Annotated in this window: 25 protein-coding genes, 2 tRNA genes and 2 pseudogenes; 13 read left to right on the forward strand and 16 right to left on the reverse strand. The window is 52.6% G+C overall.

Annotated features, from left to right (window positions below):
• The first annotated feature begins 126 nt into the window (after positions 1-126).
• From ACUY4S_RS09055 to ACUY4S_RS09065, 3 genes and pseudogenes are all read left to right on the forward strand, one after another.
• Complete coding sequence (locus ACUY4S_RS09055) at positions 127-609, forward strand: glutathione peroxidase (protein ID WP_458022574.1); 483 nt, start codon at positions 127-129, stop codon at positions 607-609.
• A 446-nt stretch (positions 610-1055) separates the two neighbouring features.
• Positions 1056-2660 (forward strand): annotated as a pseudogene (locus tag ACUY4S_RS09060) (type VI secretion system Vgr family protein); the annotation flags it as partial.
• Positions 2661-2668: 8 nt separating this feature from the next.
• On the forward strand, positions 2669-3031 hold the full coding sequence (locus tag ACUY4S_RS09065) for a hypothetical protein (protein ID WP_458022573.1): 363 nt from the start codon (positions 2669-2671) through the stop codon (positions 3029-3031).
• Positions 3032-3962: 931 nt separating this feature from the next.
• Here the strand turns inward: ACUY4S_RS09065 and ACUY4S_RS09070 are convergent.
• The 4 genes from ACUY4S_RS09070 to ACUY4S_RS09085 form a co-directional block, all read right to left on the reverse strand.
• Complete coding sequence (locus ACUY4S_RS09070; RefSeq protein WP_458024267.1) at positions 3963-4214, reverse strand: SymE family type I addiction module toxin; 252 nt, start codon at positions 4212-4214, stop codon at positions 3963-3965.
• A gap of 12 nt (positions 4215-4226) precedes the next feature.
• Complete coding sequence (locus ACUY4S_RS09075) at positions 4227-4421, reverse strand: hypothetical protein (protein WP_458022572.1); 195 nt, start codon at positions 4419-4421, stop codon at positions 4227-4229.
• Between the two features lie 158 nt (positions 4422-4579).
• Positions 4580-5374 (reverse strand): alpha/beta fold hydrolase, encoded by a 795-nt coding sequence (locus ACUY4S_RS09080; protein ID WP_458022571.1) that lies wholly within the window; start codon positions 5372-5374, stop codon positions 4580-4582.
• A 175-nt stretch (positions 5375-5549) separates the two neighbouring features.
• Positions 5550-6425 carry an AraC family transcriptional regulator gene (locus tag ACUY4S_RS09085; RefSeq protein ID WP_312692421.1) on the reverse strand — a complete coding sequence of 292 codons (876 nt, stop codon included), beginning with the start codon at positions 6423-6425 and terminating at the stop codon, positions 5550-5552.
• Positions 6426-6558: 133 nt separating this feature from the next.
• On the opposite strand from ACUY4S_RS09085, the gene ACUY4S_RS09090 reads away from it, so the two are divergent.
• Positions 6559-7518 carry an aldo/keto reductase gene (locus ACUY4S_RS09090; RefSeq protein ID WP_458022570.1) on the forward strand — a complete coding sequence of 320 codons (960 nt, stop codon included), beginning with the start codon at positions 6559-6561 and terminating at the stop codon, positions 7516-7518.
• Positions 7519-8143: 625 nt separating this feature from the next.
• Complete coding sequence (locus ACUY4S_RS09095) at positions 8144-8677, forward strand: deaminase domain-containing protein (RefSeq protein ID WP_458022569.1); 534 nt, start codon at positions 8144-8146, stop codon at positions 8675-8677.
• A 735-nt stretch (positions 8678-9412) separates the two neighbouring features.
• Here the strand turns inward: ACUY4S_RS09095 and ACUY4S_RS09100 are convergent.
• The 3 genes from ACUY4S_RS09100 to hprR all read right to left on the reverse strand — a co-directional run bounded on the left by ACUY4S_RS09100 (position 9413) and on the right by hprR (position 12336).
• Entirely contained in the window at positions 9413-9943 is a 531-nt protein-coding gene (locus ACUY4S_RS09100) for a glyoxalase superfamily protein (RefSeq protein WP_312692427.1), read from the reverse strand.
• Between the two features lie 364 nt (positions 9944-10307).
• Positions 10308-11663 carry a heavy metal sensor histidine kinase gene (locus tag ACUY4S_RS09105; protein WP_312692429.1) on the reverse strand — a complete coding sequence of 452 codons (1356 nt, stop codon included), beginning with the start codon at positions 11661-11663 and terminating at the stop codon, positions 10308-10310.
• A complete protein-coding gene (hprR, locus tag ACUY4S_RS09110; RefSeq protein ID WP_312692431.1) occupies positions 11656-12336 on the reverse strand; it encodes a response regulator transcription factor HprR in 681 nt (226 codons plus the stop codon). The genes ACUY4S_RS09105 and hprR overlap by 8 nt, the downstream gene beginning before the upstream one ends.
• Before the next feature lie 135 nt (positions 12337-12471).
• Between hprR and uraH the strand changes: the two genes are divergently transcribed.
• Both uraH and ACUY4S_RS09120 read left to right on the forward strand, forming a co-directional pair.
• The gene (gene uraH, locus ACUY4S_RS09115; RefSeq protein WP_312692433.1) at positions 12472-12882 is read left to right on the forward strand and encodes a hydroxyisourate hydrolase; all 411 of its coding nucleotides are present in this window, start codon (positions 12472-12474) and stop codon (positions 12880-12882) included.
• Positions 12883-13108: 226 nt separating this feature from the next.
• Entirely contained in the window at positions 13109-13399 is a 291-nt protein-coding gene (locus tag ACUY4S_RS09120; RefSeq protein WP_458022568.1) for a putative quinol monooxygenase, read from the forward strand.
• A gap of 90 nt (positions 13400-13489) precedes the next feature.
• Here ACUY4S_RS09120 and ACUY4S_RS09125 read toward each other — a convergent pair whose 3' ends face one another.
• Positions 13490-13891, reverse strand: coding sequence for a RidA family protein (locus tag ACUY4S_RS09125; protein WP_312692437.1), 402 nt, complete (start codon positions 13889-13891; stop codon positions 13490-13492).
• 142 nt (positions 13892-14033) lie between these two features.
• Between ACUY4S_RS09125 and ACUY4S_RS09130 the strand changes: the two genes are divergently transcribed.
• Positions 14034-14639, forward strand: a complete 606-nt coding sequence (locus tag ACUY4S_RS09130; RefSeq protein ID WP_312692439.1) for a TetR/AcrR family transcriptional regulator — start codon at positions 14034-14036, stop codon at positions 14637-14639.
• Positions 14640-14669: 30 nt separating this feature from the next.
• Here ACUY4S_RS09130 and ACUY4S_RS09135 read toward each other — a convergent pair whose 3' ends face one another.
• Positions 14670-15098, reverse strand: a complete 429-nt coding sequence (locus ACUY4S_RS09135; protein ID WP_458022567.1) for a DUF3828 domain-containing protein — start codon at positions 15096-15098, stop codon at positions 14670-14672.
• Positions 15099-15224: 126 nt separating this feature from the next.
• Between ACUY4S_RS09135 and ACUY4S_RS09140 the strand changes: the two genes are divergently transcribed.
• The gene (locus tag ACUY4S_RS09140; protein WP_458022566.1) at positions 15225-15545 is read left to right on the forward strand and encodes a hypothetical protein; all 321 of its coding nucleotides are present in this window, start codon (positions 15225-15227) and stop codon (positions 15543-15545) included.
• 3 nt (positions 15546-15548) lie between these two features.
• Here the strand turns inward: ACUY4S_RS09140 and ACUY4S_RS09145 are convergent, their stop codons facing one another.
• The gene (locus ACUY4S_RS09145) at positions 15549-15887 is read right to left on the reverse strand and encodes a gamma-glutamylcyclotransferase family protein (RefSeq protein WP_312692445.1); all 339 of its coding nucleotides are present in this window, start codon (positions 15885-15887) and stop codon (positions 15549-15551) included.
• Between the two features lie 149 nt (positions 15888-16036).
• Positions 16037-16112, reverse strand: a tRNA-Asn gene (locus ACUY4S_RS09150).
• A gap of 5 nt (positions 16113-16117) precedes the next feature.
• On the opposite strand from ACUY4S_RS09150, the gene ACUY4S_RS09155 reads away from it, so the two are divergent.
• The 4 genes from ACUY4S_RS09155 to shiA all read left to right on the forward strand — a co-directional run bounded on the left by ACUY4S_RS09155 (position 16118) and on the right by shiA (position 19479).
• Positions 16118-16294, forward strand: coding sequence for a DUF5951 family protein (locus ACUY4S_RS09155; RefSeq protein ID WP_409429838.1), 177 nt, complete (start codon positions 16118-16120; stop codon positions 16292-16294).
• Positions 16270-17763 (forward strand): EmmdR/YeeO family multidrug/toxin efflux MATE transporter, encoded by a 1494-nt coding sequence (locus ACUY4S_RS09160; protein ID WP_312692447.1) that lies wholly within the window; start codon positions 16270-16272, stop codon positions 17761-17763. The genes ACUY4S_RS09155 and ACUY4S_RS09160 overlap by 25 nt, the downstream gene beginning before the upstream one ends.
• Positions 17764-17843: 80 nt before the next feature.
• Positions 17844-17919 (forward strand) — tRNA-Asn (locus ACUY4S_RS09165).
• A 240-nt stretch (positions 17920-18159) separates the two neighbouring features.
• Complete coding sequence (shiA, locus tag ACUY4S_RS09170; RefSeq protein ID WP_458022565.1) at positions 18160-19479, forward strand: shikimate transporter; 1320 nt, start codon at positions 18160-18162, stop codon at positions 19477-19479.
• Between the two features lie 54 nt (positions 19480-19533).
• Here the strand turns inward: shiA and aroD are convergent, their stop codons facing one another.
• The 5 genes and pseudogenes from aroD to acuR all read right to left on the reverse strand — a co-directional run.
• A complete protein-coding gene (aroD, locus tag ACUY4S_RS09175; RefSeq protein ID WP_312692451.1) occupies positions 19534-20292 on the reverse strand; it encodes a type I 3-dehydroquinate dehydratase in 759 nt (252 codons plus the stop codon).
• A gap of 192 nt (positions 20293-20484) precedes the next feature.
• Positions 20485-22263 (reverse strand): aminopeptidase P family protein, encoded by a 1779-nt coding sequence (locus ACUY4S_RS09180; RefSeq protein WP_458024256.1) that lies wholly within the window; start codon positions 22261-22263, stop codon positions 20485-20487.
• 17 nt (positions 22264-22280) lie between these two features.
• Entirely contained in the window at positions 22281-23735 is a 1455-nt protein-coding gene (locus tag ACUY4S_RS09185; RefSeq protein WP_458024257.1) for an AMP nucleosidase, read from the reverse strand.
• A 133-nt stretch (positions 23736-23868) separates the two neighbouring features.
• A complete protein-coding gene (gene acuI, locus ACUY4S_RS09190; RefSeq protein ID WP_458023444.1) occupies positions 23869-24846 on the reverse strand; it encodes an acrylyl-CoA reductase (NADPH) in 978 nt (325 codons plus the stop codon).
• 21 nt (positions 24847-24867) lie between these two features.
• Positions 24868-25579: pseudogene (gene acuR / locus ACUY4S_RS09195) on the reverse strand (acrylate utilization transcriptional regulator AcuR); the annotation flags it as partial.
• Positions 25580-25686 lie beyond the last annotated feature (107 nt).

Here is a 25686-nt window from a genome sequence, read left to right on the forward strand (position 1 = left end):
GTACCGCGCGATCCCTGACCTGCTACACCCTCAGAAAGGGATTGGCTCCACATGGCCTGTTCACCGGCAGCAACATGCTGCGTGGCAGTGTCGAAACTGAACAGGTTCTGCTTTAAGGATCCCGCTATGACACCCTTTCATCAACTTACCGCCACCAGTCTGGGCGGTCAGCTTATCGCTATGAGCGACTATGCCGGTAAGGTGGTTCTGGTCGTTAATACCGCCAGCCGGTGTGGATTCACGCCACAATACGGTGGCCTTGAGGCGCTCTATAAGAAATACGCCGCCCAAGGTTTAGTGGTGCTTGGTTTCCCCTGCAACCAGTTTGGTAAACAGGAGCCCGGCAGCGCCGACGAAATAGCCCAAACCTGTCTCATCAATTACGGGGTGAGTTTCCCAATGTTCGGGAAAGTCGAGGTCAACGGAAGCGCAGCGCACCCGGTATTTCGCTATTTGAAAAACGCATTACCCGGTGTGTTTGGTGGGCGGATCATGTGGAACTTCACTAAATTTCTGATCGGACGCGACGGTAAACCACTCAAGCGTTTTGCACCGATCACCACCCCGGAGAAAATGGAAGCGGCAATCTTAGCTGCTCTTGAAACCTGACGGGGTTGGTATTTCAAGCCATTTGATTTTGAACGCTTTCGAACTTCATTCACCGGTTGATAACAGTTCGCTTTTTTGCTCAAGCTGCCCGGTCCGGGCTTCTCACGGGTAGCTTTGTGCCAGGAGTGGACGTTGCTGACATCAGTTTGCGTTGATTAACAGGGAGCTGGCCACCAGGATTAATCCGATTCTGTAAAGTCCCGGTAAAATTTTTACAAAGTGTGTAGTCAGGCAGCTTCCTGTTGCAGTTTAATAAGCGCCATTATGCCTATCAGGAGATACTAGGAAGGGCCCTCCCACCCAGTAGTTCTTTCATGCCAAATCGTATAACAATTCAAACGCCCATAGATGGGCTTCTTTTCTGAAAAAATGTCAGGTCATGAGGCCATTTCGCAACCATTCTCACTCAATGTCGTGCTGCTAGGTACAGATGCACGGATCGATTCGTGACGCCGGGCCTTTACAGCCTGGACGACTACGACTTCCGTAAACCTAATGCATGGCTGCATCATGCTCGCCAGAATCCCTCCTCTCCGCAACCCGGAAAAATAGATGTTTATGACTGGCCGGGGAGATTTGTTGATCATGGACACGGCGAAACGTATGCGCGGATCCGCCAGCAAAGATGGCAAGTAGAACATCATCGTATTAATGGAACTGCGACGGCGCTCGGCATTGCGCCAGGCACGACATTTCTATTAAGCAATGCCCCCTTCTTTAGTGATAACGGTGAATATCTCACAACTGAAGCCCATTATCAGTTTGAGGAAAACCGCTATGCCAGCGGCGCGGACAATAATACGCATCACCAAATCGATTTCTCTGTCATTCCATCAACGGTGGTATTCCGACCTGCTCAAGCCACATCCTGGCCGAGAACATATGGGCCGCAAACAGCGAAAGTTGTTGGCCCGCAAGGTGAAAGTATTTGGACTGACAGGTATGGCCGGGTAAAAGTTAAATTCCATTGGGATCGTCAAGGTAAAGGTGATGACACCTGCTCTTGCTGGGTACGCGTTTCAAGTGCCTGGGCTGGGCAAGGGTTTGGTGGGGTACAAATTCCTCGTGTTAATGATGAAGTGGTCATCGATTTTATTAACGGAGACCCGGATCGTCCCATCGTAACAGGCCGTGTTTACAATGAAGCCAGTATGCCGCCGTGGGAGTTACCAGGCGATGCCACCCGTATGGGCTTTATGACACGTAGCAAAGATGGGAATAAAGACAATGCCAGTTATCTGTTCTTTGAAGATCGGATTGGGGGGGAGACGGTAGACCTGCATTCAGAACGAAATATGAATATTTCCGTTGAAAATGATAAGGCGGTAAATATCGATGGTCATCGTACAACTAAAATAGGCAAAACCCAAAATGACGAGGTCGTCGGAGATGCCTCTTTCTATTACCAGGCGAAACGGACGACGACTGTTGATAAGGAAGAAACGGCGACGTTTAATCAGGGCACAACAACAACCATCTCGAAGGGGCGTAAACTGACCATCACTGATAGTGGTGATATTTCTGATATTAAAGGAAATGTTACAACAACAATTGATGGCTCGGTTGATACGAAAATAAAGAACGGTTGGCAATATCTCACCCTCGAAGATGGCAGTATGTGGGTCAAGATCTCCACGGGTGGGCGCGGTGTTGAAATACAAAATGGTGATGAGCTACTTGTTCATAGTGGTGGACAAAAAAATATAATTACCGGTGGTGTAAATACAACGATCACAGGAAACTGGGAACAGAAAATAACTAACGGTGACATTACAATTTCAACGCCAGGCACCATAACAATTAAAGGTGATACGAAGGTTGATATTCAAGCTCCTGACTGGTATGAATTCAAAGCAATTGCTCTGGCATTGAAATTGAATGAGAGCTCGTTTGGTTTGACCGAAATAGCTTCCAGAGGATTCAAATATGAGACAAACCCTGCCCAGATTAAATTGAGGGGTAATACTGGATTCGAGGTGCATGTCAATGGTGTCCAGGTTAAAAAGGACATAGTTTCCATAAAAAATGCCGCTCTACAAATAATTACATGAGGTTTAGGATGTCAAAGTATTCAGGAATAATAGCAACCCTTTTGCCTTTGTTATTAATAGTCTCTGTCATTTTCTATTTCTTACAGGGTTATTACGTATACTTAAAGATTAAAAAAGACCCTGTCCATACTAAAGCTAAAATTGTTAGCTACGTTCCCGGAAGCCCTAATAATTTAGGAAAAGTAGATATTGCAATAACTTATACATTTACAGCTGACAATAAAGTCTACACAAAGGGAAAAGAAAACTTAACTATTAATACGGTAGATCTTAATAAAGAGCATATCGGTAAAGAAGTTCCGATCGTCTATTACCGGAAGGATCCTAACTACAGCAAAATTGATGTATATGATGAGAGCTTACGTAATTAATAATACCTACTATTAACATATAGGGGCAGTTACCGCCCCTATTTACTTGACTATGGTTGCTCTATCTGAAAATCTAACATATCCAGTTCGGTTCGCATATACCCATCCTGAAAAGCAGAAAATGAAGCCATCCGTTAGAAAGATATATTTTACCCTTGGTTAATGCGTAAATCCTGATAAACATCTCTGCCTGACACGCATTATTACGAATATATACCGAGTGTGCAATGCACAACTACAATTGCAGACAGAAGTTGCACGTAAAAAAACTTATGATTGCCCCGGACTAAAGTTTCTTGATAAAAAATATCACTAACTTCGCTTTTCACTACATACTCGTTTAAAAACAGCGGCCCCTCCTAAATAGGTATGATAATATCACGCTAAATCTGCATCTTTATCGACTGCTTGACAAGATACTCTTACAAGGGGTTTTCAATGTCCAATTATTCAGGAATCATCGCAATGATAGGGTCTTGCGTTATACTCGGCTTTATTATTTTATTTATATTTAAAGGTTGTTTTCTGCACAGGATACTCAAGAAAGAGCCGGTCTATGCCAAGGCGAAATTATCACTTATTTCCCGAAAATGCCAAATGAAAAAGGTCGCCTTGATATCGTCATGACCTACACCTTCGTTGTAGAAAATAAAACCTATACCAAAGAGCAGCACATATTAAATATCAACACCCTCGATCTAAATAAATATCATGTAGGTAAAGAAGTTCCCATCGTCTATTACCGCAAAGCTCCTAATTACAGCAAATTTGATGTGTATGATGAGAGCCTGTGCAATTAATCTCATACAAATTATTAATGCATAAATCAGAATCTACTCAGGGGCGCTTATCGCCCCTTTTGACTGGTTTCGAGTTACCAGGCTGCCGTCGAGTAAGCCTTCAAAACCATTAAACAAAATACCCCCCAACTCTAAACGCCCCTCACCCCTTCCCTGACGCAATCAATCAACGCTCTGGCCTGTTCCAGCTGCACACGCAGTTCATGCACGGCGTCATTATCGGGAATCAACACAATGCAGCCTTTCGAAATCTGCACCGTGACATGTACGCCGGTTTCAAAGCCTGTTTCGCGCAGCCATTTGCCTTTCAGTTGCAGGGCGGGTGTGCTGGTGTCGCCGCGGTTCGGGCGATAGCCGAGAATACAGTGGCGCTGGGTTTTGATAAAGAATTGGTTTTAACGGAACGAATAGACATAAGAGCGATCTCCACTAAGCGAGGTAATTTCGCCAGGCGAGAGGCTAATCGCGCGGGTGGCGGAACCGGAAGGGTTAGCCTTACCGGCCTTAGTGGCAACCGGCGCATCAAAGATGCTCCCGCCCGGCCCACCATTGAGATGCGCCGAACATACGACAAAGAATCCTGCCGTCACTAAGGTTTCCAGGAGGCTAATCCCGACGCCTGCTGTGGCAGGTGTGCCGGAACAATAAAAAGAAAATCCTACAGTCGACAAGGGAAAACCGCTCTACAGTAGCGCGTCGTTTCGAAACTGGAACCCTTCTCGCAAAACTTCAGGGAACCCGTCCGGCGTTACACTTCGTTCTCTTCGCTCCCCAGCAGCCGCTTAATATGCTCCAGCTTGGCCGTCATCCTGCGGATCTCCAACACTTTAATGAATTTAAGTATCTCCATTACTGTTGTCCTGTCCGGGTTATTCACTTCACCCAGATGGTCTCCTTTACCTAAAATCAACGGTATTACCTGTTTCTCTGCCAGTTTTGACATAGGCGTGTAGTAGGGATCACTGGCTCCCACCCAAAATAATTTAGGTGTGCTTCGGGTCAGTAAATCGCCATCATCGTTGCAGTGTTTACTGAGTTCATTAAAAAAGCACTCCGCACTTCTCTCATCCGCAGCTGACAGAGAATGGGTGAGCTCGGGTGCAGTCTCGCGAGCGAAGTCCATAAACATTTCAAAACTGAGTTTGCCGAAAGGTGTTTCCGGAATCCCGTTTAAGCAGTCCCAACCACCTAAAACAACGGAAGCCACCCGTTCAGGATACAAATCCAGCAGTCCCATTGCCAACCAGGCTCCGGCTGAGTAGCCGATCACATTCGCTTTGTCATAGCCCAGCGCATCCATTAGTTTCACAAGAGACAGAGCCTGATTTTCTCTTGTATAACCATCCTGTACCTCTGATTTGGCGCTAGCGCCGTGTCCAGGCAAATCTGGGGCTACCACTTTGAATGACGAGCTAAAAGCGGATACAAAACCGTTATCTACCCAGCACTGCCCGTCCATCAGAAGGCCATGAAGCATTATGACTAAGGGCCCGTTTCCTTCTTCACGATAGAACAGCTGTATGTTTCCAGACAGTGTGGGCATACCTTCTCCTCAAAATGAGCGCATTGGAAAAATGTTAACGTCACTGGCCGTACGCAGACTAGCGTGTTGAAGGAAGGTTACTCTACCCCTAATTTTTGGGTTGACGATAAAGGTTGCGTTAATCAGCCAGGGTTCGGGCACGATAAGCCATGGGTAAGATAAAAATATTTTGGTGTCAGCGAGCGCCAACGGACTGGATTTTTGCCGCGTCCCGGCGCGGTGGATCTCCAAACATCCGTTTGTATTCCCGACTGAACTGAGAAACACTTTCATATCCGACTTCAAACGCGACCGTTGCAGCCTTTGCATTCTCAGCCACAATGCGCCTTCGGGCTTCATGAAGGCGGGCATGCTTCTGATAAAGGAGAGGAGTCATTCCGGTAACGGCCTTAAAGCGCCGGTGAAAGGCCGATACGCTCATCCCTGCGACTTCCGCCATCTCCTCAATACTAAGATGAACTGCATAGCGCTTGCGGATCCATTCCATCGCCCGACGAATCTGCGTAAGACTCGAATCCACGGCAGCCATCTGCCTGAGAAGTCCCCCCTGTGTTCCTGTCAACAGCCTGTAGAGCAGCTCATATTCAATATGCGAGGCCAGAATGGGTATCTCATGCGGGCGATCCAGGAGTTCAACCAGTCGTCGCCATGCTTCAAGGAGGAGTGGTGAGGCCATCGCCAGGTTAAAGCCCGAAGGCATTGACGGTTCGGGGACCGCTGCCACGTCTACCATAAGAGAGGAGATAAGTGACGGGGAGAGAGACAGGTTCGCAACAAGAAAGGGCTTATCAGGGCTGGCTTCAGTGATCTGTCCCATCGCAGCCAATTCGGCTGCCACAATCAGGCAATCACCCGGGCCATATTCGAGTACTTCATTGCCGATGAGCGTTCTCTTCTTTCCCTGGAGAACAAGGCAGGCCACTGGCTTATAGACAAGCGGAATCATTTCCGTCGGAGCGTCCAACGAAGAGATCTTCAGTCCTGGGAGTGGTGACCAGGCCTCCCCGGCATGGTGGAGCGCCGTGGCGCAGAGAGCATCTAAGGGTGTCATTATGACATTCCACGCTGCTTGTGCATTACTGTCAAGCCTCAGGCAGGATCGGGCAATCTTTCGATATTATCAGGTATCGCGGGGATCGCTCTGGTGCCATACGCTTCATGCTTTAGAGCGAATGGAGTGACAAATGCAAAAGCGCAAACTGGGCAAACACGGCCCCGAAGTCTCTGCAATGGGTTACGGCGCCATGGGTATCACCCTCTGGTACGGGCCGAGTAATGAGCAACAGGGTATAGAAACGATCAGGCGCGCTTATGATCTTGGCGTGACCCTGTTCGACACTGCCGAAGTCTACGGATGGGGTGACAACGAAAAACTCGTGGGGCGTGCCCTCAGGGGGATCCGCGAAAATGTTGTCATCGCTACCAAATTCGGACTGACCCGCGAGTACACCATGAACAGCCGGCCGGAGCATATCCGTGAAGTGACTGAAAACAGCCTTCGCTATCTTGGTGTTGAATACATTGACGTCCTCTACCAGCACCGGGTCGACCCAAACGTTCCGATTGAGGATGTTGCTGGTGCGGTCAGGGACCTGATTCAGGAAGGAAAGGTGAAATATTTCGGCCTCAGTGAAGCCGGGCCCCAAACCATCCGCAAGGCGCATGCGGTCCAGCCAGTTGCCGCTCTGCAGACGGAATATTCGGTCTTTGAGCGTGATGTAGAGGCAATCCTGCCCGTAACGCGTGAACTCGGGATCGGATTGGTCGCCTACGCCCCCCTTGGCCGGGGGTTCCTGACTGCAGACGTCAGGCCTGCTGCAGAGTATGACGAGACTGACAGCCGACGCTTCGACCCACGCTGGCAACCGGGTAATTTCGAGAAAAACCGTGCCGCAGTAGAACAGTTGACGGTGCTTGCCAGACAGAAAGGGGCCTCGGTTTCCCAGTTCGCGTTGGCCTGGTTGCTTGCGCAGGGGAATGACATTGTGCCCATTCCCGGCACCCGTCGTCAGGATCGTCTCGTAGAAAATATCCGGGCCGCTGAGTTGTCTCTCACACAGGAAGATATTGACGAGATATCACGGATACTGCCTGACGGGGCATTCGGTGAACGCTATAGCGCTGGTACTCCAGAGTGGATCTGAGCCCGATACGGCGTAGGCAAGCCCTTGCGACATTGATTACAGCCTCTGATGGAGAACATGCAGCATCGGCAATCTTGATTTCTCGGGCTGGGAAGATGCCGGTCTGCTGCAATAATAAGGGATGATGCTTTGATATAAGCATGTAGATCGACAACGCTAAATAAATATTCATCATTACGGATCAGCACCGTAGCTTCCAATGGAGTGCGGGGGATATATCGTTATCAGAGATAGTGATGCTTGACTTTCCGCATCATTGGAGGCCTCTAAGCATCAACCCATATTACGTCTGAAAACAAACCTCTTACCAGGCGGATTTGGCTATACATTTTAGATTCCAGGTTGTAATTTAATGGCCTGGCTTATGAAGAGAAAACCAGGGCCGAAAAAAATTTTCCAAAAAGGGACTCGTAATGTTTAGTGAACGTTATTATAAAGAGTTGGTCAATGGTTTCAATCATATACTGGAATACAGAAACTATGAGGACGAGATTAGCAAGACTGTTCCTGATTTTTCGGGGGTGGTAAATAAAAATAATTTAAAAAAGTCCTCGTCGGTAATATAGCAGTCTGCAGTTTGTTCAAAGATGATGTTGTAATAAGTAACAGTTTCATTGCTGCCAGCATGAAATGTCGAGATGAGGTAAGAGAGAAGCAATTTAACTCATATTTTGACGGCTCAACTATTCCAGGCTATATTGCATCGCTGATCGGCAGTGGTGTTGAGAAAAGGTTTCGTCATAAATCTACAGATAAAATTTGTGTTTTTCCGCCGCCACCTTCAAATGATTGTTTGATAGTTACACCTTTTTACAGTGGTGAAAATAACCGCCTTCATGACTCTGAAAGGATTCTATTCAATGTACTACATCAGGTGATTACAGATAACCTATTTATTTTTGATACTGTCCTGATGATAACAGAACGGATCCCTTGTGAGAGCTGTACAAATATTCTTATTGATTTTGCAAAAAGTCATAAAGTGAACATAAATATTGTATACTGGATTGATACAGGGAAAAGTCAAGAGGTAAGGGATTTTGAAGAATTAAAAAATCAAATCATTGAAAATCCAAATGCGGATAAATACATTAAAGTGTTTGAAATATTTCTTAAAATAGAGGGTAAAATCCATCTTATCGAAAGAGAGTTCAAATGAATTATGCCCCCCTAAGATATTCTTTAGAGTCATGCCTTGAAAGGCGAAAATATATATTATTATCGCATTCATATACGCTTAAAAGCACCAATTATAAAGCGTCAATCGGCAAAGGGATATCTCGATGATTAACTTCAAAAAAGTAGTGCTTTTCTGTAATTTGCGTAGCTTTAAGGTATTTTTATCCCATTACTGCAAAATCGCTAATGAAACATCCGGATTAATAGCGCTTGGGATCTTACAGTCGGTCGTTATGGCTGGTGTTCTGAAGCAAGAGGAATTAAAAGGGCCCGACTGGAATCCGGTTATGTTCTGAAGCCTATTGGCGGCTTCATCGTTGGGAATGTTTGTGACAGCATTCAGTACGGGAAATGTCATCCTTTCCTATCCCGGGTTGAGGAAATGTGAAAGGTTAATGATTCTGACGCTCTTCGAACTGAGCTTCATTGGCATACTCCTGTCTGCCGGTATCACGGTAAAGTCTTTGTAGATCTTAATCTATGGCAGTTTTAAAAATCCCGTTCTTAACCCGTTCGGCACGATGTCGGTCTGCTGCACCTGTTTTACTGTTTCCACCCGATCAAGAACCCGGAGAGGCCTGGCTTTTAGTTTGGCCGTCATGCCACGCCTGCACAACAGACCAGACTGACCGCACGCTCTGTGCCAAACCGGACAAGGCTTTTTATGCTCACCAAGGACCGCCTGCTTGCGGTCTCCTCGTTTAAGCCGGACGAACTAGCTCTGGCAGAAGCGGAGCCGGTTGCCAAACGGATCATGGACTTCCATCACGTCTCCCCAATCCTGTTTAATTATTTCCGGGCGGCCATATCCATACTGTTTGCCGTGCAGTTCATCTCTGAATAACGCAATATTCGTCATTGGGATAAATATCGTTGCGCCTGGGCTGGCGTCGCCGTGATGTTCAGAAAGATGTAACTGCAAACCCCCGCGGGTAATGCCCATATATAAAGGTAAGTTGGGTTCAAACCTGTGTTCAAATTCAACGCTGAAGGACAGAAATTCAAGGTAGAACTCCTGTGCTTTTCGAACATCAAAAATCCGTAATATCGGTATGGATGTATTGAAGTGAATTTGAGAAGGGGAGATCTCTGGGGACAACGTGGCTGCAGCGGTATTCCAGTCTCTGAAGCCTAACTGGTGTGCAACCATTTCAAGCGCGATGGAATAAGAAATCTTATGCTCGCGCAACGCAAGCGAGGCTTTTAATTTTGCCGCCATTTGTTTGGCTTGCTCGATAGAAAACATATTTCCTCCTGGCGTCAGGCATTGAGGGCGCTCGCATTACCGCATCCCGACCATCAAGAGTGATAAAATTAATGAGGTTGAGAACAAACATGCTTTCACCTTTTCCCGGAAGGAAGCGAGCGGCGGGCAGCACGGGCCCTGAATGAGGGTACACAGGTCTGCAAAATTCCTCAAGTTACCAGGTTTGGGTGAGGAGGGCGGTAACCCGTACAGGATTATCCGAAAAGAAAAATGACAAAGGGGTGTTGGAATTTTCACCGCAGACAATAAACACGTAAACCGGTAACGACATGACTTGTCAGCGAAGGAGGAGTGTATGTAACCCATTTCGTCCGCCGCCTGCGCGTTTGCCCGCAGCGTCACCTCACACAGGCAGTCTGAGGCCAAAGATATGGTGTCCACTCTCGTGCCGGTAATACGCATCGCCGCCATGCAAGGTGGCGATGGCGCTCACCAGCGACAGCCCCAGCCCGCTTCCGGCCGTGTGGCGCACATTGTCGCCACGCCAGAACCGTTCGAAAACCTTATCCGGCTCGGCCAGAGCAGCGCCCTGGTTTGCTATCTCAATCACTACGCATTCAGTGTGATGACGCGTATTGACCGTTATCATCCCTGGGCCTTGCGAATAACGAATAGCATTGGTTAGCAGGTTAGTAATGGCTCGCTGGAATAGCATTTTGTCTGCGCTGAGGCTGCCTTCGGCATTAAGCGCTATTTGCATTTCCCGCTCTTCCGCCAGCGGTTCAAGAAAATCGATCAGCGTTTCCAGCGCGTCACAGAGTAAGAACGTCTCTTTATTGAGCTTGATATTGTAATGCGTGGCGCGGGCAAGAAAGAGAATGTTTTCCGTCAGCCTCGACAGCCCCTCCAGTTCTTCAATGTTCCCTTCCAGCAGGGTCTGGTATTCCGCAACGGAACGCGCATGGCCCAGCGCTACCTGATTCTGGCCTAACAGGACATTGATCGGCGTGCGGATCTCATGCGCCAGATCGTCTGCAAACTGGGTCAGACGGATAAAGTCCGTCGACAAACGTTGGCGCATGGTATTGAGTGCAGCTCCCAGCGGCAGCAGTTCCTTTGGTAGGGCGGGCAGCGGCACCGGCTGACTTAACCGATCGCTGCCGGTTTCCGCCATGATGTGGCTCAACCGGCTAATAGCGCGAAGCCCCCGGCGGATCAGTAACGGGCTGAGAACGGCACACAGCAAAAGGGCGGCCAGGGAAACCAGAATGCTTTGCTGGCGATAGCGCTCCAGCATTACGGCGCGTTCCCGCGCAACACGGGCAAGCGTAATGATCACCGGCCCTGTTGGTGAACGGGCCTGCAGGCTTAGCGCCGAGGCTTCTGTGCCGTCAGCATTGATCCAACGGTGTAGCTGTTTCTCATTCGGTGGGCTGCTTACCGGCACCGCGGCGAGAGGAGGTATCGTCACACCGGTGTGATTGATACTGACGTTTTGCACGTGCTGCGAACGGATGCTGAGAATATCCTGGCGGGTATCCACCATACGGTTGAAATAGAGCGGCAGATCGCCAGGTTGTGCGCCATCTTCAAGCAGTTGTCTTAATTGTGCGGCCCGGTTGATCAACGTTTGATCGTCGCGCCACACCAGCTCGCTGCGTAATGCGTTATACAGAAGCAGGCTAATGCCGCCGCAGGCCAGCGCCATAATCAGCGTAAAAATGGCCGTCAGGCGGAGCGTCAGTGAAGGGCTATACATCACCAGACCCCTTTTCAGACAAACAATAGCCCATACCTCTTACCGTCATGATGAGCTTATGCGAAAAGGGATCATCGACTTTACGGCGCAGTCGGCGGATAGCAACATCGACAATGTTAGTTTCACTGTCGAAATTAACCCCCCAAATTTCACTGGCCAACAGTGTTCGCGGCAGGATCTCACCGTGGCGGCTGGCGAGCAGCCACAGCAACATGAACTCTTTGCGCGTCAGTGCGATAGGCTTACCCTCTCGCGTCACCTGCAAGCGCGACGAGTCCATCACCAAATCGGCTACGCGCAGCGTGGTACCGTGTGGTGTCTGTTGCCGGAGCTGATTCCTGACCCGTGCCAGCAGTTCCGCAAAGGAGAAGGGTTTAACCAGATAATCATTCGCACCCAGTTCCAGCCCCTTAACCCTATCATCCACAGAGTCTCTGGCCGTCAGGCAAATGACCGGCGTATTGCTGGCGGTGCGCAGGGTTTGCAGTACCTGCCAGCCATCCATACCGGGCAGCATAATATCCAGGATCACAAGACTGTAAGGGTGCGACAGCGCCAGATGTAAGCCGTCCCGCCCGTCGGCAGTGTGATCAACAATATAGCCCGCTTCTTCAAGCCCTTTCCGCACCCAGGCGCTGGCTCTCTGGTTATCTTCAATCAGTAACAGTTTCATGGCGGCAGTGTGCCACGAAATTTCTGGCTGCCCCAGTGTTTCAGCGCCAGATGACAATATCGTCATCTTGCTGACAGGCAATACAGGTAACCGGGCAGGTATAACAGCGGGGTCATTAACACAGGAGAATCTAAGATGAAAAACACTGTTGCGGCTTTATCCCTTGCCACACTGCTTGCTGCCCCTGCCATTACGCTTGCCGCGGCAAAAAACCCGCTTAGCGTCCATGTACTGAACCAGCAAACAGGCACCCCGGCTGCAGGCGTTGCGGTAACGCTCGAGCAGAAGCAGGGGGAAAACTGGACGGTGCTGAATACGGCCAGCACAGATCAGGATGGCCGTGTTCAGGCGTTATGGCCGGAAAAACCTTTCGAAGCGGGGGATTACCGGGTAATTTTTAAAACCGGCAAATACTTCGCCGATCAAAAACAACCGAGTTTCTTCCCTGAAATTCCGGTTGAGTTCCATATCACCAGTACCTCGACGACCTATCACGTCCCGCTGTTGCTCAGCCAGTATGGTTATTCCACCTATCGCGGCAGCTGATACTGTCGTCAATATAAACGCGGGGAACAGGCCTTTCCCCGCCTTTTTTGCCCGTAGATCCTGATCTCTGTTCCTGGCAAACCACAGCAGGTTTCTCAACGGTTGCTGAGGCGCGATGACCACATTTTCACTGCCGGGGTTAAGGTGTTAGCCAAAAAAGAGGGGTTATCTGACCCGGCTGTGAGCGTATGCTTGTCTTATGTTTATCCATCAAAGGAATACCAACATGCATAATGCGATCACCATTGTTGCCACCATCACTGCACATCCCGGCACGCGTGAAAAGGTGTTACAGGCGCTGAAAACGGTTGAACGGGATGTTCAGGGGGAACCGGGTTGCGAGCAGTATCAGCTGCATCTCAATTGCGATAACGATCATCAGTTTGTGATGATTGAGCGCTGGGCCTCCACCAGCATGCTCGAAAACCACGCCCAGGCCGCGCCCTTTAAGGAACTGGTGCGCGCGCTTGAAGGTATCGCTGATTTGCAGGTTACCTCTCTGACCCGGTCGTTCTGATGCAATCCAGACTCACGATGATTTTCCTGTGAGTCTGGTATCTCTACATCCCGTGCTATGCCTTTCAGAAGCCTGGCAGGCGTTACGCCTTTAGTTTTGCCCGGCGGGAATGCGGGCAATCACCTTAATTTCAAAATCGAAACCGGCAAGCCAGGTGACGCCCACGGCGGTCCAGTTTGGATAAGGAGGCTGGGGAAAAAGGGACTGTTTCACGGCCATAATGGTAGGAAACTGCTGTTGCGGATCGGTGTGAAAGGTCGTGACATCAATCAAATCGTCAAACGTACACCCAGCGGCTGCCAGTGTCGCTTGCAGGTTATCGAAGGCCAGCCGCACCTGGGCGGCAAAGTCAGGCTCCGGTGAGCCATCGGCGCGGCTGCCGACCTGGCCGGAAACAAACAGCAAGTCGCCGGAACGGATTGCAGCAGAGTAACCATGTGCCTCATACAGCGCGTGACGGTTGGCAGGAAAAACGGGTTCGCGAGGGATCATAGGGCTTCCTTTGGTCAAATAGCGTTGAATTCGATAAGCGTGACGCCGCCAAATGATTTAACATACACGGCGTATGTTAAATAGCTATCACATACGCCGCGTATGTCAAATGAGCTGGCCCATTTTGCCCACAGGAGGACGTATGGCTGCTAAACGCCGCATTGAAACGATGGAAGCGAATCGCGCGAGAATGATCGCGGCAGCGCGAAAAGCCTTTGCCGAAAAAGGCTTTGCCGCAGCATCAATGGATGAACTGACCGCCAGCGTAGGGCTGACCCGGGGCGCGCTTTATCACAACTTTGGCGATAAAAAAGGGCTACTCGCTGCTGTGGTGGCTCAGGTCGACGGGGAAATGGCGCAACGTGCGAAAGCGGCAGCCGCCAGTGCGAGTGATGACTGGGCGCGTCTGCTGGCGGAGGGGATTGCCTACATCAAAATGGCGCTGGACCCGGAAGTGCAGCGTATCGTGTTGCTGGATGGCCCCGCGTTTCTGGGCGACCCCGCGCAGTGGCCCAGCCAGAATAGCTGCCTTGCGTCCACGCGTCAGACGCTGACAACATTGATTGAACGCCAGGAAATTAAAGCCGTGGACGCCAGTGTCGCGGCCCATCTGTTAAACAGTGCGGCGCTGAATGCGGCCCTTTGTATCGCCACCAGCGACGATCCGCAGCAAACGCTGCCAAAGGTGATTGAGGTCTTCACCCTGCTTGCTAGCGGGTTACGCCATCAAGCCGACAAGCCGCAATAACTGGCGCTACGCGGCTGTTCACCCGGCGTGCTACTTGATCAACGTCACCGAACGGATCTTCCATTTATGGTCTTCCTGCACCATGCAGTCGGCCACGATGTGATCTTTTTTCTCGCCAAAGGCAACGTAAACATGGATACAGGTCGGGTCAAAATCAGAGGATACAAAGCTCACCTGCTGCCAGTCCTCGCCAAAATCCTGCGATTTGGTAAACATATCCATATCCGGCATGTCTTTATCATTACTGTCGCCGGAATAGAGTGTTTTTATCGCCCGCAGCGTATCGCGTGTGACGTAGGGTTTCAGCGCAGCAGGATCAACCAGCGGTGAGTTATCTTGTTCAATCTGCCCGATATACCACTGATTAAATTTAAGCGCGGCAGTGACGGGTGCGGATAAGGTTTCATCAGCAAGCACCGCGGGCGAAAGCAGCAACAGTGTTAAGAGTAAACGTTTCATATATCGTCCCTGGAAAAAGCATAAGTGGCTGTCACTTTATGCTTCAGAGAGTGATTTAGCTACAGTAGCCGCAATCGATAAAACGCGGTTACCGCTTTGAACCTTATGAATAACGGGAAGAGGCTCATGCAGTACGCGATTAAACACGGCGAAAATATTATTGGTTACACCGCCCTTGAGTCCGGCGATCCGCCAATGGGCTTCGTGCATGGCGCCATGGAGCCGACGTCGTTTTATACGCCAGGTGCGTCTGATGCAGTGTATCGACTCTACACCTGCGACACCCATGTTGAGATCTCCTGCCAGGCCATAGCCGTCATCGATTACTCCGCCGAAATGGGCGAAACCTGCATTGAAGTCACGGCGTTAGTCCGCTCGGCGCAAATCTATGAAACCTTTTTTCGCCACCATTTGCAGGCCTATGAAAAAGACTTTCCGCCGCGTTAATGGTTACGGTATCTCGCGACGGGGCTGCAGCTGATAAATCCATGCCGTGATCTGCCGTTCATCGGCAGTCGTGACCTCAACCGCGACCCGATCGTAGCCCTCTTCAAACGCATCCAGCATGGCCCAGTGTTCCGAAAGTCTGGCTGACAGAAAAAGAAAGCCCGGTACTTTTGCACCGTCTTTATCCAGCACGATGCCAGGAAAATCCGCCGCAGCGCCCCAGCCGCGTTCGTAAAACGTACCGGTTACATAACCGGGTAGCCACTCGCCGCCGATGCTTTCCAGAATATGGGCATTTGACTGGCCCGGACGAAGCGTACCGTAGACAAATAAAGCGTCCATTTTTCCTCAATGTGTACAGCAAAAATCACCCAACGGGAGAGAAGAGGCATAACATACGGTTTCGTGATGCGGCTCGCAACTACCTGAACCAGGGCGTGAAGGGCGTGCAGAAAAGCAAAAAGCCTGCTCGAAAGCAGGCTTTTTAAATTTGGCTCCTCTGACTGGACTCGAACCAGTGACATACGGATTAACAGTCCGCCGTTCTACCGACTGAACTACAGAGGAATCGTGTGGAGGCTTATCTTAGCGGCGAAAAAACATTTGTCAAACCTCATTTTAGCCGCGCGCGCTTGACTGCCGATTCCGTCGACAGTTTGCCGCTATTGCCGCCAATTTTAAGGAAAAGCTTTGCACGATCAGGGTTTCTCCCCCATTATTTGAAATGTGGTTTCATCATTCACGGCTAAGGAAAATTTTGAACCTCGTCACATCCCTTCGCCAGGCCGCCATGCGTACCCCCTGGTATAAAAAACGTAACAGCTACCGCGTTCTGTTCTGGCGAGAAATCACCCCCCTTGCCGTACCTATTTTCCTGGAAAACACCTGCGTTCTGATGATGGGCGTGCTCAGCACCTTCCTCGTCAGTTGGCTCGGCAAAGAGGCGATGGCGGGCGTTGGCCTGGCAGACAGCTTCAATATGGTGGTGATGTCCTTTTTCGCGGCGATCGATCTCGGTACCACGGTGGTGGTAGCCTTCAGTCTTGGCAAGCTGGATCCGGAGCGGGCGAGGGCGGCAACGCGCCAGTCGCTGGTAATCATGACCCTGTTTGCCATTGTACTGGCGGCAGTGATCCACTATTTCGGCACGGAAATCATCGACTTTATTGCCGGTGCGGCATCGGCGGAAGTGAAAGCGCTCGCGCTCACCTACCTTGAGTTGACGGTCATCAGCTACCCGGCGGCCGCGATTGCGCTCATTGGCAGCGGGGCGCTGCGCGGTGCGGGAAACACTAAAATCCCGCTGTTGATTAACGGCGGCATGAATATCCTGAATATTTTGATCAGTAGCGTGTTGATCTACGGGTTGTTCGGCTGGCAAGGGATGGGGTTTGCCGGCGCCGGGCTGGGGCTGACCATCTCGCGTTATATTGGCGCGGTGGCGATTATCTGGGTGCTGATGATTGGCTTTAACCCGTCACTGCGTATTTCGCTGAAGAGCTATTTCGAAAAGCTCAACTTCGGCATCATCTGGGAAGTGATGGGGATTGGCATCCCGGCCAGTATCGAATCGGTGCTGTTTAACGGTGGTAAACTCCTGACCCAGATGTTCGTAGCCGGCATGGGCACCAACGTTATTGCCGGTAACTTTATTGCTTTTTCGGTCGCGGCGCTTATCAACCTGCCGGGCAACGCGCTGGGATCCGCGTCAACGATCATTACCGGCAAACGGCTGGGTAAAGGCCAAATCGCGCAGGCCGAACGGCAACTGCGGCATGTGTTCTGGCTGTCGACGCTTTTGCTGACTGCCATTGCCTGGGGCACCGCCCCCTTTGCCGGGCTGTTCGCTTCGTTTTACACCCAGGAAGAGGATGTAAAAGAGGTCGTTAAAGTGCTTCTGTGGCTGAATGCCGCGTTTATGCCAATATGGGCGGCATCATGGGTATTACCCGCCGGGCTGAAAGGCGCGCGCGACGCCCGTTTCGCCATGTGGGTGTCGATGATTGGCATGTGGGGTTGTCGCGTGGTGGCCGGTTACGTATTAGGCATCATGCTCGGCATGGGTGTGATTGGCGTCTGGCTGGGGATGTTCCTCGACTGGGCGGTACGCGGCGTGTTGTTCTACTGGCGTATGGTCAGCGGCCGCTGGTTGTGGAAGTACCCCAGGCCGCAGAAAACGCCACTGCAACGCGCTGGTTCTGCACAGAATGGAGAATAATTCGGCAAACGCGCTGAAATGTGAAATCAGGCTTTGACAAGGGCCTGGGGCGCCGCTAATATTCGCCCCGTTCACACGATTCCTCTGTAGTTCAGTCGGTAGAACGGCGGACTGTTAATCCGTATGTCACTGGTTCGAGTCCAGTCAGAGGAGCCAAATTTAAAAAGCCTGCTTTTGAGCAGGCTTTTTGCTTTTCTGCGGCCGGATAATCTTCTGCCCATCCACTTTCCCTGAGTGAAATTCCCCTTTCCTGCTTCCGTACCTGTAAAAGGGTTTTCAGCAGGCGGTTGTCGCTGTAGTCTCAGTTGCGGCTTTTATTTTGCCGCGCACGATGTGAGTAACCCTCTTCCAATATTAATAACTAAAAAATTCGGAATTTAAACGGACAGGACAACTATGGACTCCACGCTCGTTACACCCCGCCCTCATGAGGAGACACCTTCACTTCATCGCGCCCGACGTGCTGCCTGGGGCAGCTTCGCCGGAGCAGTCGTCGACTGGTACGATTTTTTACTCTACGGCATTACCGCCGCGCTGGTCTTTAACCGCGAATTTTTCCCGCAGATCGATCCGGCGATGGGCACGCTGGCGGCCTTTGCCACCTTTGGCGTGGGCTTCCTGTTCCGTCCGCTGGGCGGCATTATTTTCGGTCATTTTGGCGATCGGCTGGGCCGCAAGCGAATGTTGATGATGACCGTCTGGATGATGGGCATTGCCACTGCCTGCATCGGCATTCTGCCTGCCTTTACGACCATTGGCTGGTGGGCACCTGCGCTGTTGGTAATGCTGCGCGCCATTCAGGGCTTCGCCGTCGGCGGCGAATGGGGCGGGGCGGCGTTGCTGGCAGTGGAGAGTGCGCCTGCGGGCAAAAAAGCGTTTTACAGCAGCGGCGTGCAGGTGGGCTATGGCGTGGGATTGCTGCTCTCTACCGGGCTGGTGTCGTTAATCAGCTCGCTTACCACCGACGCGCAGTTCCTGAGCTGGGGCTGGCGTTTGCCGTTCCTGTTCAGCATTGTGCTGGTACTTGGCGCGCTGTGGGTGCGAAACGGCATGGAAGAGTCTGCTGAATTTGAAGAGGCGCAAGGCCAGCAGGTGCCGAAAGCGAAAAAACGCCTGCCGGTGTTTGAAGCGCTGGTGCGTCACCCCGGGGCATTTTTGAAGATCATTGCCCTGCGTCTGTGTGAGCTGCTCACGATGTATATCGTGACTGCCTTTGCGCTTAATTACTCCACTCAGAATCTCGGCATGCCGCGCGAACTGTTTCTCAATATTGGTTTATTGGTCGGCGGCATCAGTTGCCTGACCATCCCCCTGTTTGCCTGGATGGCAGACCGCTACGGGCGTCGGCGCATCTATATCACCGGTGCGTTGCTGGGGGCATTAAGCGCGTTTCCGTTTTTTATGGCGCTGGAAGCCCGTTCGATTCTGGGCGTGGTGATCTTCTCGCTCATGCTGGCTAATATCGCTCACGATATGGTGGTCTGTGTGCAGCAGCCAATGTTTACCGAAATGTTCGGCGCAGGTTACCGCTACAGCGGCGCAGGCGTGGGGTATCAGGTCGCCAGCGTAGTGGGCGGCGGGTTTACCCCGTTTATTGCCGCGGCCTTATTAACCTTCTCTGGCGGTGAGTGGCATTCGGTAGCAGTTTACCTGATGGTAGGGTGTTTGCTCTCCGCCCTGACGGCGATGTGGATGCGATCCTCACCGTCTAAGTAGCGGGCTAACCGGGAGCCGTGCCCAGGCCGGATCACTGCATCCGGCCTGGGGCCGTCAGGCCTGGTGGAGGATAGATAACACCGCGCGTAAATCGTCCACGGCGATCTGGCCCGGTGCAGAGGCTTTTTTCACTGCGCCAAACGTGGCAGCAGACCCAAACACTTCCCCTGCAAGGCGCGAAATCACCCCGGTTTTTGCCATCGACATCGTAATAATTGGCCGATCGGCGTATTGCTCCTGCATCGTCAGTGTGGCGCTAAGCAGCGTCAACACGTCGGTTTTGCTCTGGGGCATCACCGCGATTTTGGGGATATCCGCGCCCAGTTCCTGCATTTTGCACAGACGCACAACAATCTCTTCCGCAGGCGGCGTGGTCTGGAAATCATGGCTGGACATCACGACCCGCACGTTTTTCGCCTGGGCCTGTGCCACGGCAGGTTTAATCAGCGCATCACCGGTGAACAGTTCAAGATCGATCATATCTACCAGTCCGCTGTCGACCGCGGCGCGGTTGAGTGCAATATAATCTTCAGCCGCAAGCGCCTGCTCGCCACCCTCTTTAGCGCTACGGAAAGTAAACAGCAGCGGTTTGTCGGGGAATGCCGCCCGGATGATCGCTGCGGCCTCCAGTACTGCGTCAACGGAGGTCGCATGGGCAAAATGGTCGACGCGCCATTCAAGGATGTCGAAGTCGGCGTTTTGGTAAACCTGGGTTTCCGAACGGATACTGGCAAGATCGTTGCCCATCAGTGAGACGATGATTTTTGGCGCGCCTTCGCCAATCAGTAAATTTTTTACGCTTACGGTTTTCATTACGTACCTTTTCTTCACCCGCCTGTCGGGCTTCTTATCCTGTGGCCGGTTTTTTCTGTTCCGCAGGAGTGTTTTCGTTCTCTCCTCACACCATGCCGTAATCTGTCACGCTTTTGCAACCCGCATGCCGTCGGGTGAGAGTGTGTAAACCGTAAAATAGCCGCCACGCGAAAAGTGGCGGCGAGGGGCGCATTAGCTTGCGTGAACGCGCAGCGGTGCGGTTGCGGCGAACAGCCAGGGGCGAGCCTCACTGCTAACCAACGGCGACAGGGTGTCGCGTACCTGCTGGTGGTAATCATCCAGCCACTGCTGCTCCTGATCGCTGAGCAGGCTCCACTCCACCTGGCTGACATCGATAGGGATCAACGTCAGGGACGCAAAGCGACAAAAGCCTGGCTGGCTCTCCACCACTTCAACCTGATTTTCAATGCGAATGCCGTAACGATTCGCCAGGTAGTAACCCGGTTCGATGGTCATAATATTGCCCGCAGACAGCGGCCACGGATTCACTTTTTTCGCGATACGCTGCGGCTGCTCGTGGATCAGCAACTGGTGGCCGACGCCATGGCCGGTACCGTGATCGAAATCCAGACCTAAATCCCATAAGGCGCGGCGGGCAAAAGCATCCAGTTGATGACCGCACGTACCGCTGGGGAACTGCAGGGTGAACATCGACAAAAAGCCTTTCAGCACCGCCGTGTAGTGCAGGCGCTGCTGCGCATCCAGCGGGCCAAAGGAGAGGGTACGTGTGGCGTCGGTGGTGCCGTTCTGGTACTGGCCGCCAGAGTCGTTGAGATAGAAATTATCGCGGCTCAGCGCCTTATTGGTCTGCTCACTGCTGTGGTAATGGCACATTGCCGCATTGCTCGCTGCGGCGGAAATAGTGCTGAAACTCTGCTCAATAAACCCCGGTTGCTGCTGGCGGAATGCCAGTTGCTTTTGCTGGGCTTCCAGTTCGGTTACCGGGTTGCCTGCTGCCTCGCGCGCAGGGACTTCATGCGCCAGCCAGGCGAGGAAGTTCACCCAGGCTGCGCCATCCTGCTGGTGGCATTCGCGGTAACCGGCCAGTTCTGTCTCGTTTTTATGCGCTTTGATAAAGGTAATAGGATCCGCGCCCCACACTACGGTACCGCCGTGTTGCTCAATAGCAAAACGCAGTGCCACCGGCGCGAAGTCGCTGTCAAGAAGGAGCTTTTTCCCGGCAGCCCGTTGCTGGCAGCGGGGCAGAAAGGCGTCGAAATCGCTGAGCGTTAGCGATGAGCGCAGTTCCGCAGAGAGCGAAGCCGTTTTCTGTGGGTTAACAAACCACTCGACTGCGCCGTCGCGGCTGAGCAGCGCAAACGCGTGTGCCACCGGGTTCATTGCAACGTCGGCACCCCGAATATTCAATAGCCAGGCGATATTATCCGGCAGGGTGATGGCAAGATAATCCACCCCCTTTTCCGCCAGTACCTGTGCAATACGGGCGCGTTTGTCAGCGCTGCTTTCACCGCTTATCGCCACCGGCATTTCGCGGATCACCCCGCAGGGTGCCGCCGGGCGATCGTGCCAGATGGCTTCGAACGGATCGGCGTCGAGCGCGACCAGCTTGCAGTGCGTGGCACTTAAGGCCTGGTACTGACTGTTGACCATTAACAGCGGCTCAAAGCCAATACGGCTGCCCGCAGGCAGTGAAGTGTTGAGCCACTGATCCAGCGGTTCGTTATGCAAATGGTGAATAGCAAACGCGTTGAGATCCACTTCGTTGCGCACCTGAACCTGGTAACGCCCATCGACAAACAGCAGCGCGCTGTCGCGCAGCACCAGCGCCAGCCCGGCGGAGCCGGTAAAACCGGTCAGCCATTGCAACTTATTGTCGTGCGGGGCGCAATCTTCGCTCTGATGAGCATCGGCGCGCGGAACGATGATGCCGTCCAGATCCCGCGCAACCAGCTGGTCGCGCAAAGCCTGAAGCGGAGAGAAAGTGTGCATGTGAAATCCTTTTAGGGTTATCTGAACGGCGGTTCGTTAAAGGTGCGCAGTTTGCGGGAGTGCAGGCGGTCGCCTTCCGCACGCAGCAGAACAATCGCGCGAATGCCTATCTGTAAATGTTCAGAAATTGCCCCTTCATAAAAGCGGTTCGCCTGGCCGGGAAGTTTGATCTCGCCGTGTAAGGGCTTGTCAGACACACACAGCAGCGTGCCATAGGGCACGCGGAAGCGGTAGCCCTGGGCAGCAATGGTGGCGCTTTCCATATCAATCGCGACTGCACGACTCAGGTTAAAGCGTAGCGCTGAGGCGGAATAGCGCAGCTCCCAGTTGCGATCGTCGGTGGTGACAACGGTACCGGTACGCAAGCGTTGTTTTACTTCTTCGCCCGGCATATCGCTCACCTCTTTCGTAGCGTCATACAGCGCACGCTGCACTTCAGCAATGCTTGGAATGGGAATATCCGGTGGCAGAACGGCATCCAGCACGTGATCATCGCGCAGGTAAGCGTGCGCCAGTACATAATCGCCGATTGCCTGGCTCTCGCGCAGGCCGCCACAGTGACCAATCATCAGCCAGACATCAGGCCGCAGCACCGCCAGGTGGTCGCAAATGGTTTTCGCATTGGACGGCCCGACGCCGATGTTGATCAGCGTAATGCCCTGACCATCGGCGGTAATTAAGTGCCATGCCGGCATCTGGTGCTTCTTCCATGCCAGATCGGAAACGGCGGTTTCCGGTGCTTCGGTATCGGCAGTGATCCAGTTTCCGCCCGCGCAGGAGAGCGCCACGTAAGGGCTGTCCGGGTCGAGGATCTGGCTGCATCCCCAACGCACAAACTCATCGACGTAGCGGGTATAGTTGGTAAACAGCACAAACGGCTGGAAATGTTCGACCGGCGTACCGGTGTAATGGCGCAGGCGCGCCAGCGAGAAATCCACGCGACGCGCGTCGAAATGCGATAGCGGATAAAGCTCCGTGGGGTGAAACAGGCCATCCGCCGTTTCGTCACCAATTTGCGCCAGCTCCGTGGTCGGGAAGTGACGCGTCAGCCCTGCGCTCATCGAGCGGTCCAGCGTCAGGGCTGAACCGTCAATCACATACGGATAAGGAATTTCATGCGCGGACAGACCCACCTCAATGTGCGCGCCGTAGTCCTGGCACAGCAGCGTCAGTTGCTCAAGTAAATAGGGACGGAACAGCGACGGGCGGGTAACCGTGGTGGTGTAGCAACCGGAATGGGTAAAGCGTGCATAAGCACGGGTTTTCGGCGGGTTTGTTGCGCTGCCGTTCCAGCTTACCGACAGTTGCGGGTAGACGAACAACCCCCTGGCACGGGCTTCGACGTCGGGAAGCTGGCCGTTTTCAATATACAGGCCGATGGCATCACGCAGGGCGGTGACCGAGCGGTCGTACAGCGCCTCCAGTTGATCCAGTGCCTGTTGCGGGGTCAAATTTGTACCCTGATTATCCATCGTTATCTCCTTGTCTGCTCTACGGCTGTTCCCGATAGTATGTCACAGGATTGTGAAACAAAAGCCGCATGCCAGGGATTCAGAGAAAACGGGGAAAGCAAGAACCCGGCACGCCAGCGCACCGGGGCGGGGGTTAGTCGTTGATTTTCACCAGCGTGCGACCGTGGATCTTGTTTTGCAGGAAATCAGCCGCGGTGGCAGGGGCTTGTTCAAGGGAGATTTCCGTGGCTGCCTGCTGGTAGTAGCTCGCGGGCAGAATGTCCGCCAGACGCTGCCAGACGGCGCCGCGCTGGGCAGTAGGCACCATGACTGAGTCCACCCCTTGCAAACGGACATTGCGCAGGATAAACGGCATGACCGTGGTAGGCAGATCAAAACCGCCGGCCAGGCCGCAGGCCGCAACACAACCGCCGTAATTGGTCTGCGCCAGCACTTTGGCCAGCACATGGCTGCCCACCGTGTCGATGGCACCCGCCCAAAGCTGTTTTTCCAGCGGGCGGGTTTGTTCAAAATCACTGCGTGGCAGGATCTCATCAGCGCCTGCCTCGCGCAGGAAGTCATGGGTCGATTCACGGCCGGTCACCGCCGCCACGCGGTAGCCCAGCGCTTTCAGTAATACGACGGCAGTACAGCCGACGCCGCCGCTGGCGCCCGTCACGACGACCGTACCGTGCTGAGGCGTGACGCCTGCGTCTTGCAGCGCCATGACGCACAGCATTGCGGTAAACCCTGCCGTACCGATGATCATCGCCTCGCGGGCGCTTAAGCTTTCCGGCAATGGTACTAACCAGTCACCTTTGACGCAGGCTTGCGCGGCAAGGCCACCCCAGTGGTTTTCGCCCACGCCCCAGCCGGTGAGGATCACCGCCTGGCCTGGCGTAAAGCGCGGGTCACGGCTTTCGCTCACGCGCCCGGTAAAATCAATGCCAGGTACCATCGGGAACTGGCGGATGATTTTGCCTTTGCCCGTGATCGCCAGCGCGTCTTTGTAATTCAGGCTGGACCAGTCAATATCGACCCGGACATCACCGTCGGCAAGTGCGGGCAGGTCGACGTCTTTCACTTCCGCCAGGGTTTGATTTTCATTCTGTTCCAGAACTAATGCTTTCATGACTGCGTTTTCCTCGTCGGATGAGGTTGAGTTTCGGCGTGTCAGGCCGTCCTGTGCAGGTGCTTTATCCCTTGCTGGCGTGTGCGTCAGGGGATTTTTTTATGCTGTAGCAGTAAAACGCCCAGTACTGATTGAGCGGCTCTACGGAGCGGTAAAGCTTGGCGCGCATGACGGCACCCTCCCAGCCGGACCAGAAGATCCTCGCCAGCGCTTTGGTGGCGGTATCGGGCGCGAGTTCGCCCTGCTGGCAGGCGAGATCCAGGCAGCGCGCGACGCGGGTTTCCCAGTCACTGAGGATGGCTTTCAATTGCGCGGGGAAAGTTTCCGGCAGAAGCGGTGTTTCTTGCAGCAGGTTGCCAACCAGGCAACCCCGGCGAAAGTCGTATTTCGCCATGCCCTGCCCGGCATGGTGCACAAAGGCTTCCAGCCGTTGCAGAGGAGAGCGCTGCGTATCAAGTAAAAACTTATCGAGTTTGTGGGCAAAGAACGCGCCATACGCTTCCAGTACGGCAAGCCCAAAGGCCTCTTTACTCTTAAAACAGTGGTAGAACGATCCTTTGGGAACCGCGATGGTTTTGATCACCGCATCAATGCCCGCCGAGAGATAACCGGTTTCGGTGATCACTGCCAGCCCCGAGCGAATCAGCTCTTCGCGGGTGTCGGTGAACGCGCGTTCAACTTTCGGCGGCCGCCCACGCCGGGGTTTTTGCATTGCCTCTGTTACGCCATTCATCATTTAGACCGATCGGTTTTAATTCTGATAAGGGTACGATGAACCGGAATGCTAAGCAAGCGAAGGGAAATAAAAAGGCCCGCGCTAAGGCGGGCCTGGGCACTGTT

Source organism: Kosakonia beeri (genome assembly GCF_054165705.1).

Excerpts from the sequence above, each read along its gene's own strand:
- uraH (WP_312692433.1), top strand. The coding sequence starts at position 12,472 with ATGAAAAACACTGTTGCGGCTTTATCCCTTGCCACACTGCTTGCTGCC.
- ACUY4S_RS09085 (WP_312692421.1), bottom strand. The coding sequence starts at position 6,425 with ATGACACCCTTAGATGCTCTCTGCGCCACGGCGCTCCACCATGCCGGG.
- ACUY4S_RS09160 (WP_312692447.1), top strand. The coding sequence starts at position 16,270 with ATGTGGTTTCATCATTCACGGCTAAGGAAAATTTTGAACCTCGTCACA.
- ACUY4S_RS09100 (WP_312692427.1), bottom strand. The coding sequence starts at position 9,943 with ATGTTTTCTATCGAGCAAGCCAAACAAATGGCGGCAAAATTAAAAGCC.
- ACUY4S_RS09105 (WP_312692429.1), bottom strand. The coding sequence starts at position 11,663 with ATGTATAGCCCTTCACTGACGCTCCGCCTGACGGCCATTTTTACGCTG.
- aroD (WP_312692451.1), bottom strand. The coding sequence starts at position 20,292 with ATGAAAACCGTAAGCGTAAAAAATTTACTGATTGGCGAAGGCGCGCCA.
- ACUY4S_RS09140 (WP_458022566.1), top strand. The coding sequence starts at position 15,225 with ATGCAGTACGCGATTAAACACGGCGAAAATATTATTGGTTACACCGCC.
- ACUY4S_RS09185 (WP_458024257.1), bottom strand. The coding sequence starts at position 23,735 with ATGGATAATCAGGGTACAAATTTGACCCCGCAACAGGCACTGGATCAA.
- ACUY4S_RS09065 (WP_458022573.1), top strand. The coding sequence starts at position 2,669 with ATGTCAAAGTATTCAGGAATAATAGCAACCCTTTTGCCTTTGTTATTA.
- ACUY4S_RS09055 (WP_458022574.1), top strand. The coding sequence starts at position 127 with ATGACACCCTTTCATCAACTTACCGCCACCAGTCTGGGCGGTCAGCTT.
- hprR (WP_312692431.1), bottom strand. The coding sequence starts at position 12,336 with ATGAAACTGTTACTGATTGAAGATAACCAGAGAGCCAGCGCCTGGGTG.
- ACUY4S_RS09135 (WP_458022567.1), bottom strand. The coding sequence starts at position 15,098 with ATGAAACGTTTACTCTTAACACTGTTGCTGCTTTCGCCCGCGGTGCTT.
- ACUY4S_RS09180 (WP_458024256.1), bottom strand. The coding sequence starts at position 22,263 with ATGCACACTTTCTCTCCGCTTCAGGCTTTGCGCGACCAGCTGGTTGCG.
- ACUY4S_RS09130 (WP_312692439.1), top strand. The coding sequence starts at position 14,034 with ATGGCTGCTAAACGCCGCATTGAAACGATGGAAGCGAATCGCGCGAGA.
- ACUY4S_RS09120 (WP_458022568.1), top strand. The coding sequence starts at position 13,109 with ATGCATAATGCGATCACCATTGTTGCCACCATCACTGCACATCCCGGC.
- ACUY4S_RS09095 (WP_458022569.1), top strand. The coding sequence starts at position 8,144 with ATGAAATGTCGAGATGAGGTAAGAGAGAAGCAATTTAACTCATATTTT.
- ACUY4S_RS09080 (WP_458022571.1), bottom strand. The coding sequence starts at position 5,374 with ATGCCCACACTGTCTGGAAACATACAGCTGTTCTATCGTGAAGAAGGA.
- ACUY4S_RS09145 (WP_312692445.1), bottom strand. The coding sequence starts at position 15,887 with ATGGACGCTTTATTTGTCTACGGTACGCTTCGTCCGGGCCAGTCAAAT.
- ACUY4S_RS09125 (WP_312692437.1), bottom strand. The coding sequence starts at position 13,891 with ATGATCCCTCGCGAACCCGTTTTTCCTGCCAACCGTCACGCGCTGTAT.
- ACUY4S_RS09090 (WP_458022570.1), top strand. The coding sequence starts at position 6,559 with ATGCAAAAGCGCAAACTGGGCAAACACGGCCCCGAAGTCTCTGCAATG.
- acuI (WP_458023444.1), bottom strand. The coding sequence starts at position 24,846 with ATGAAAGCATTAGTTCTGGAACAGAATGAAAATCAAACCCTGGCGGAA.
- shiA (WP_458022565.1), top strand. The coding sequence starts at position 18,160 with ATGGACTCCACGCTCGTTACACCCCGCCCTCATGAGGAGACACCTTCA.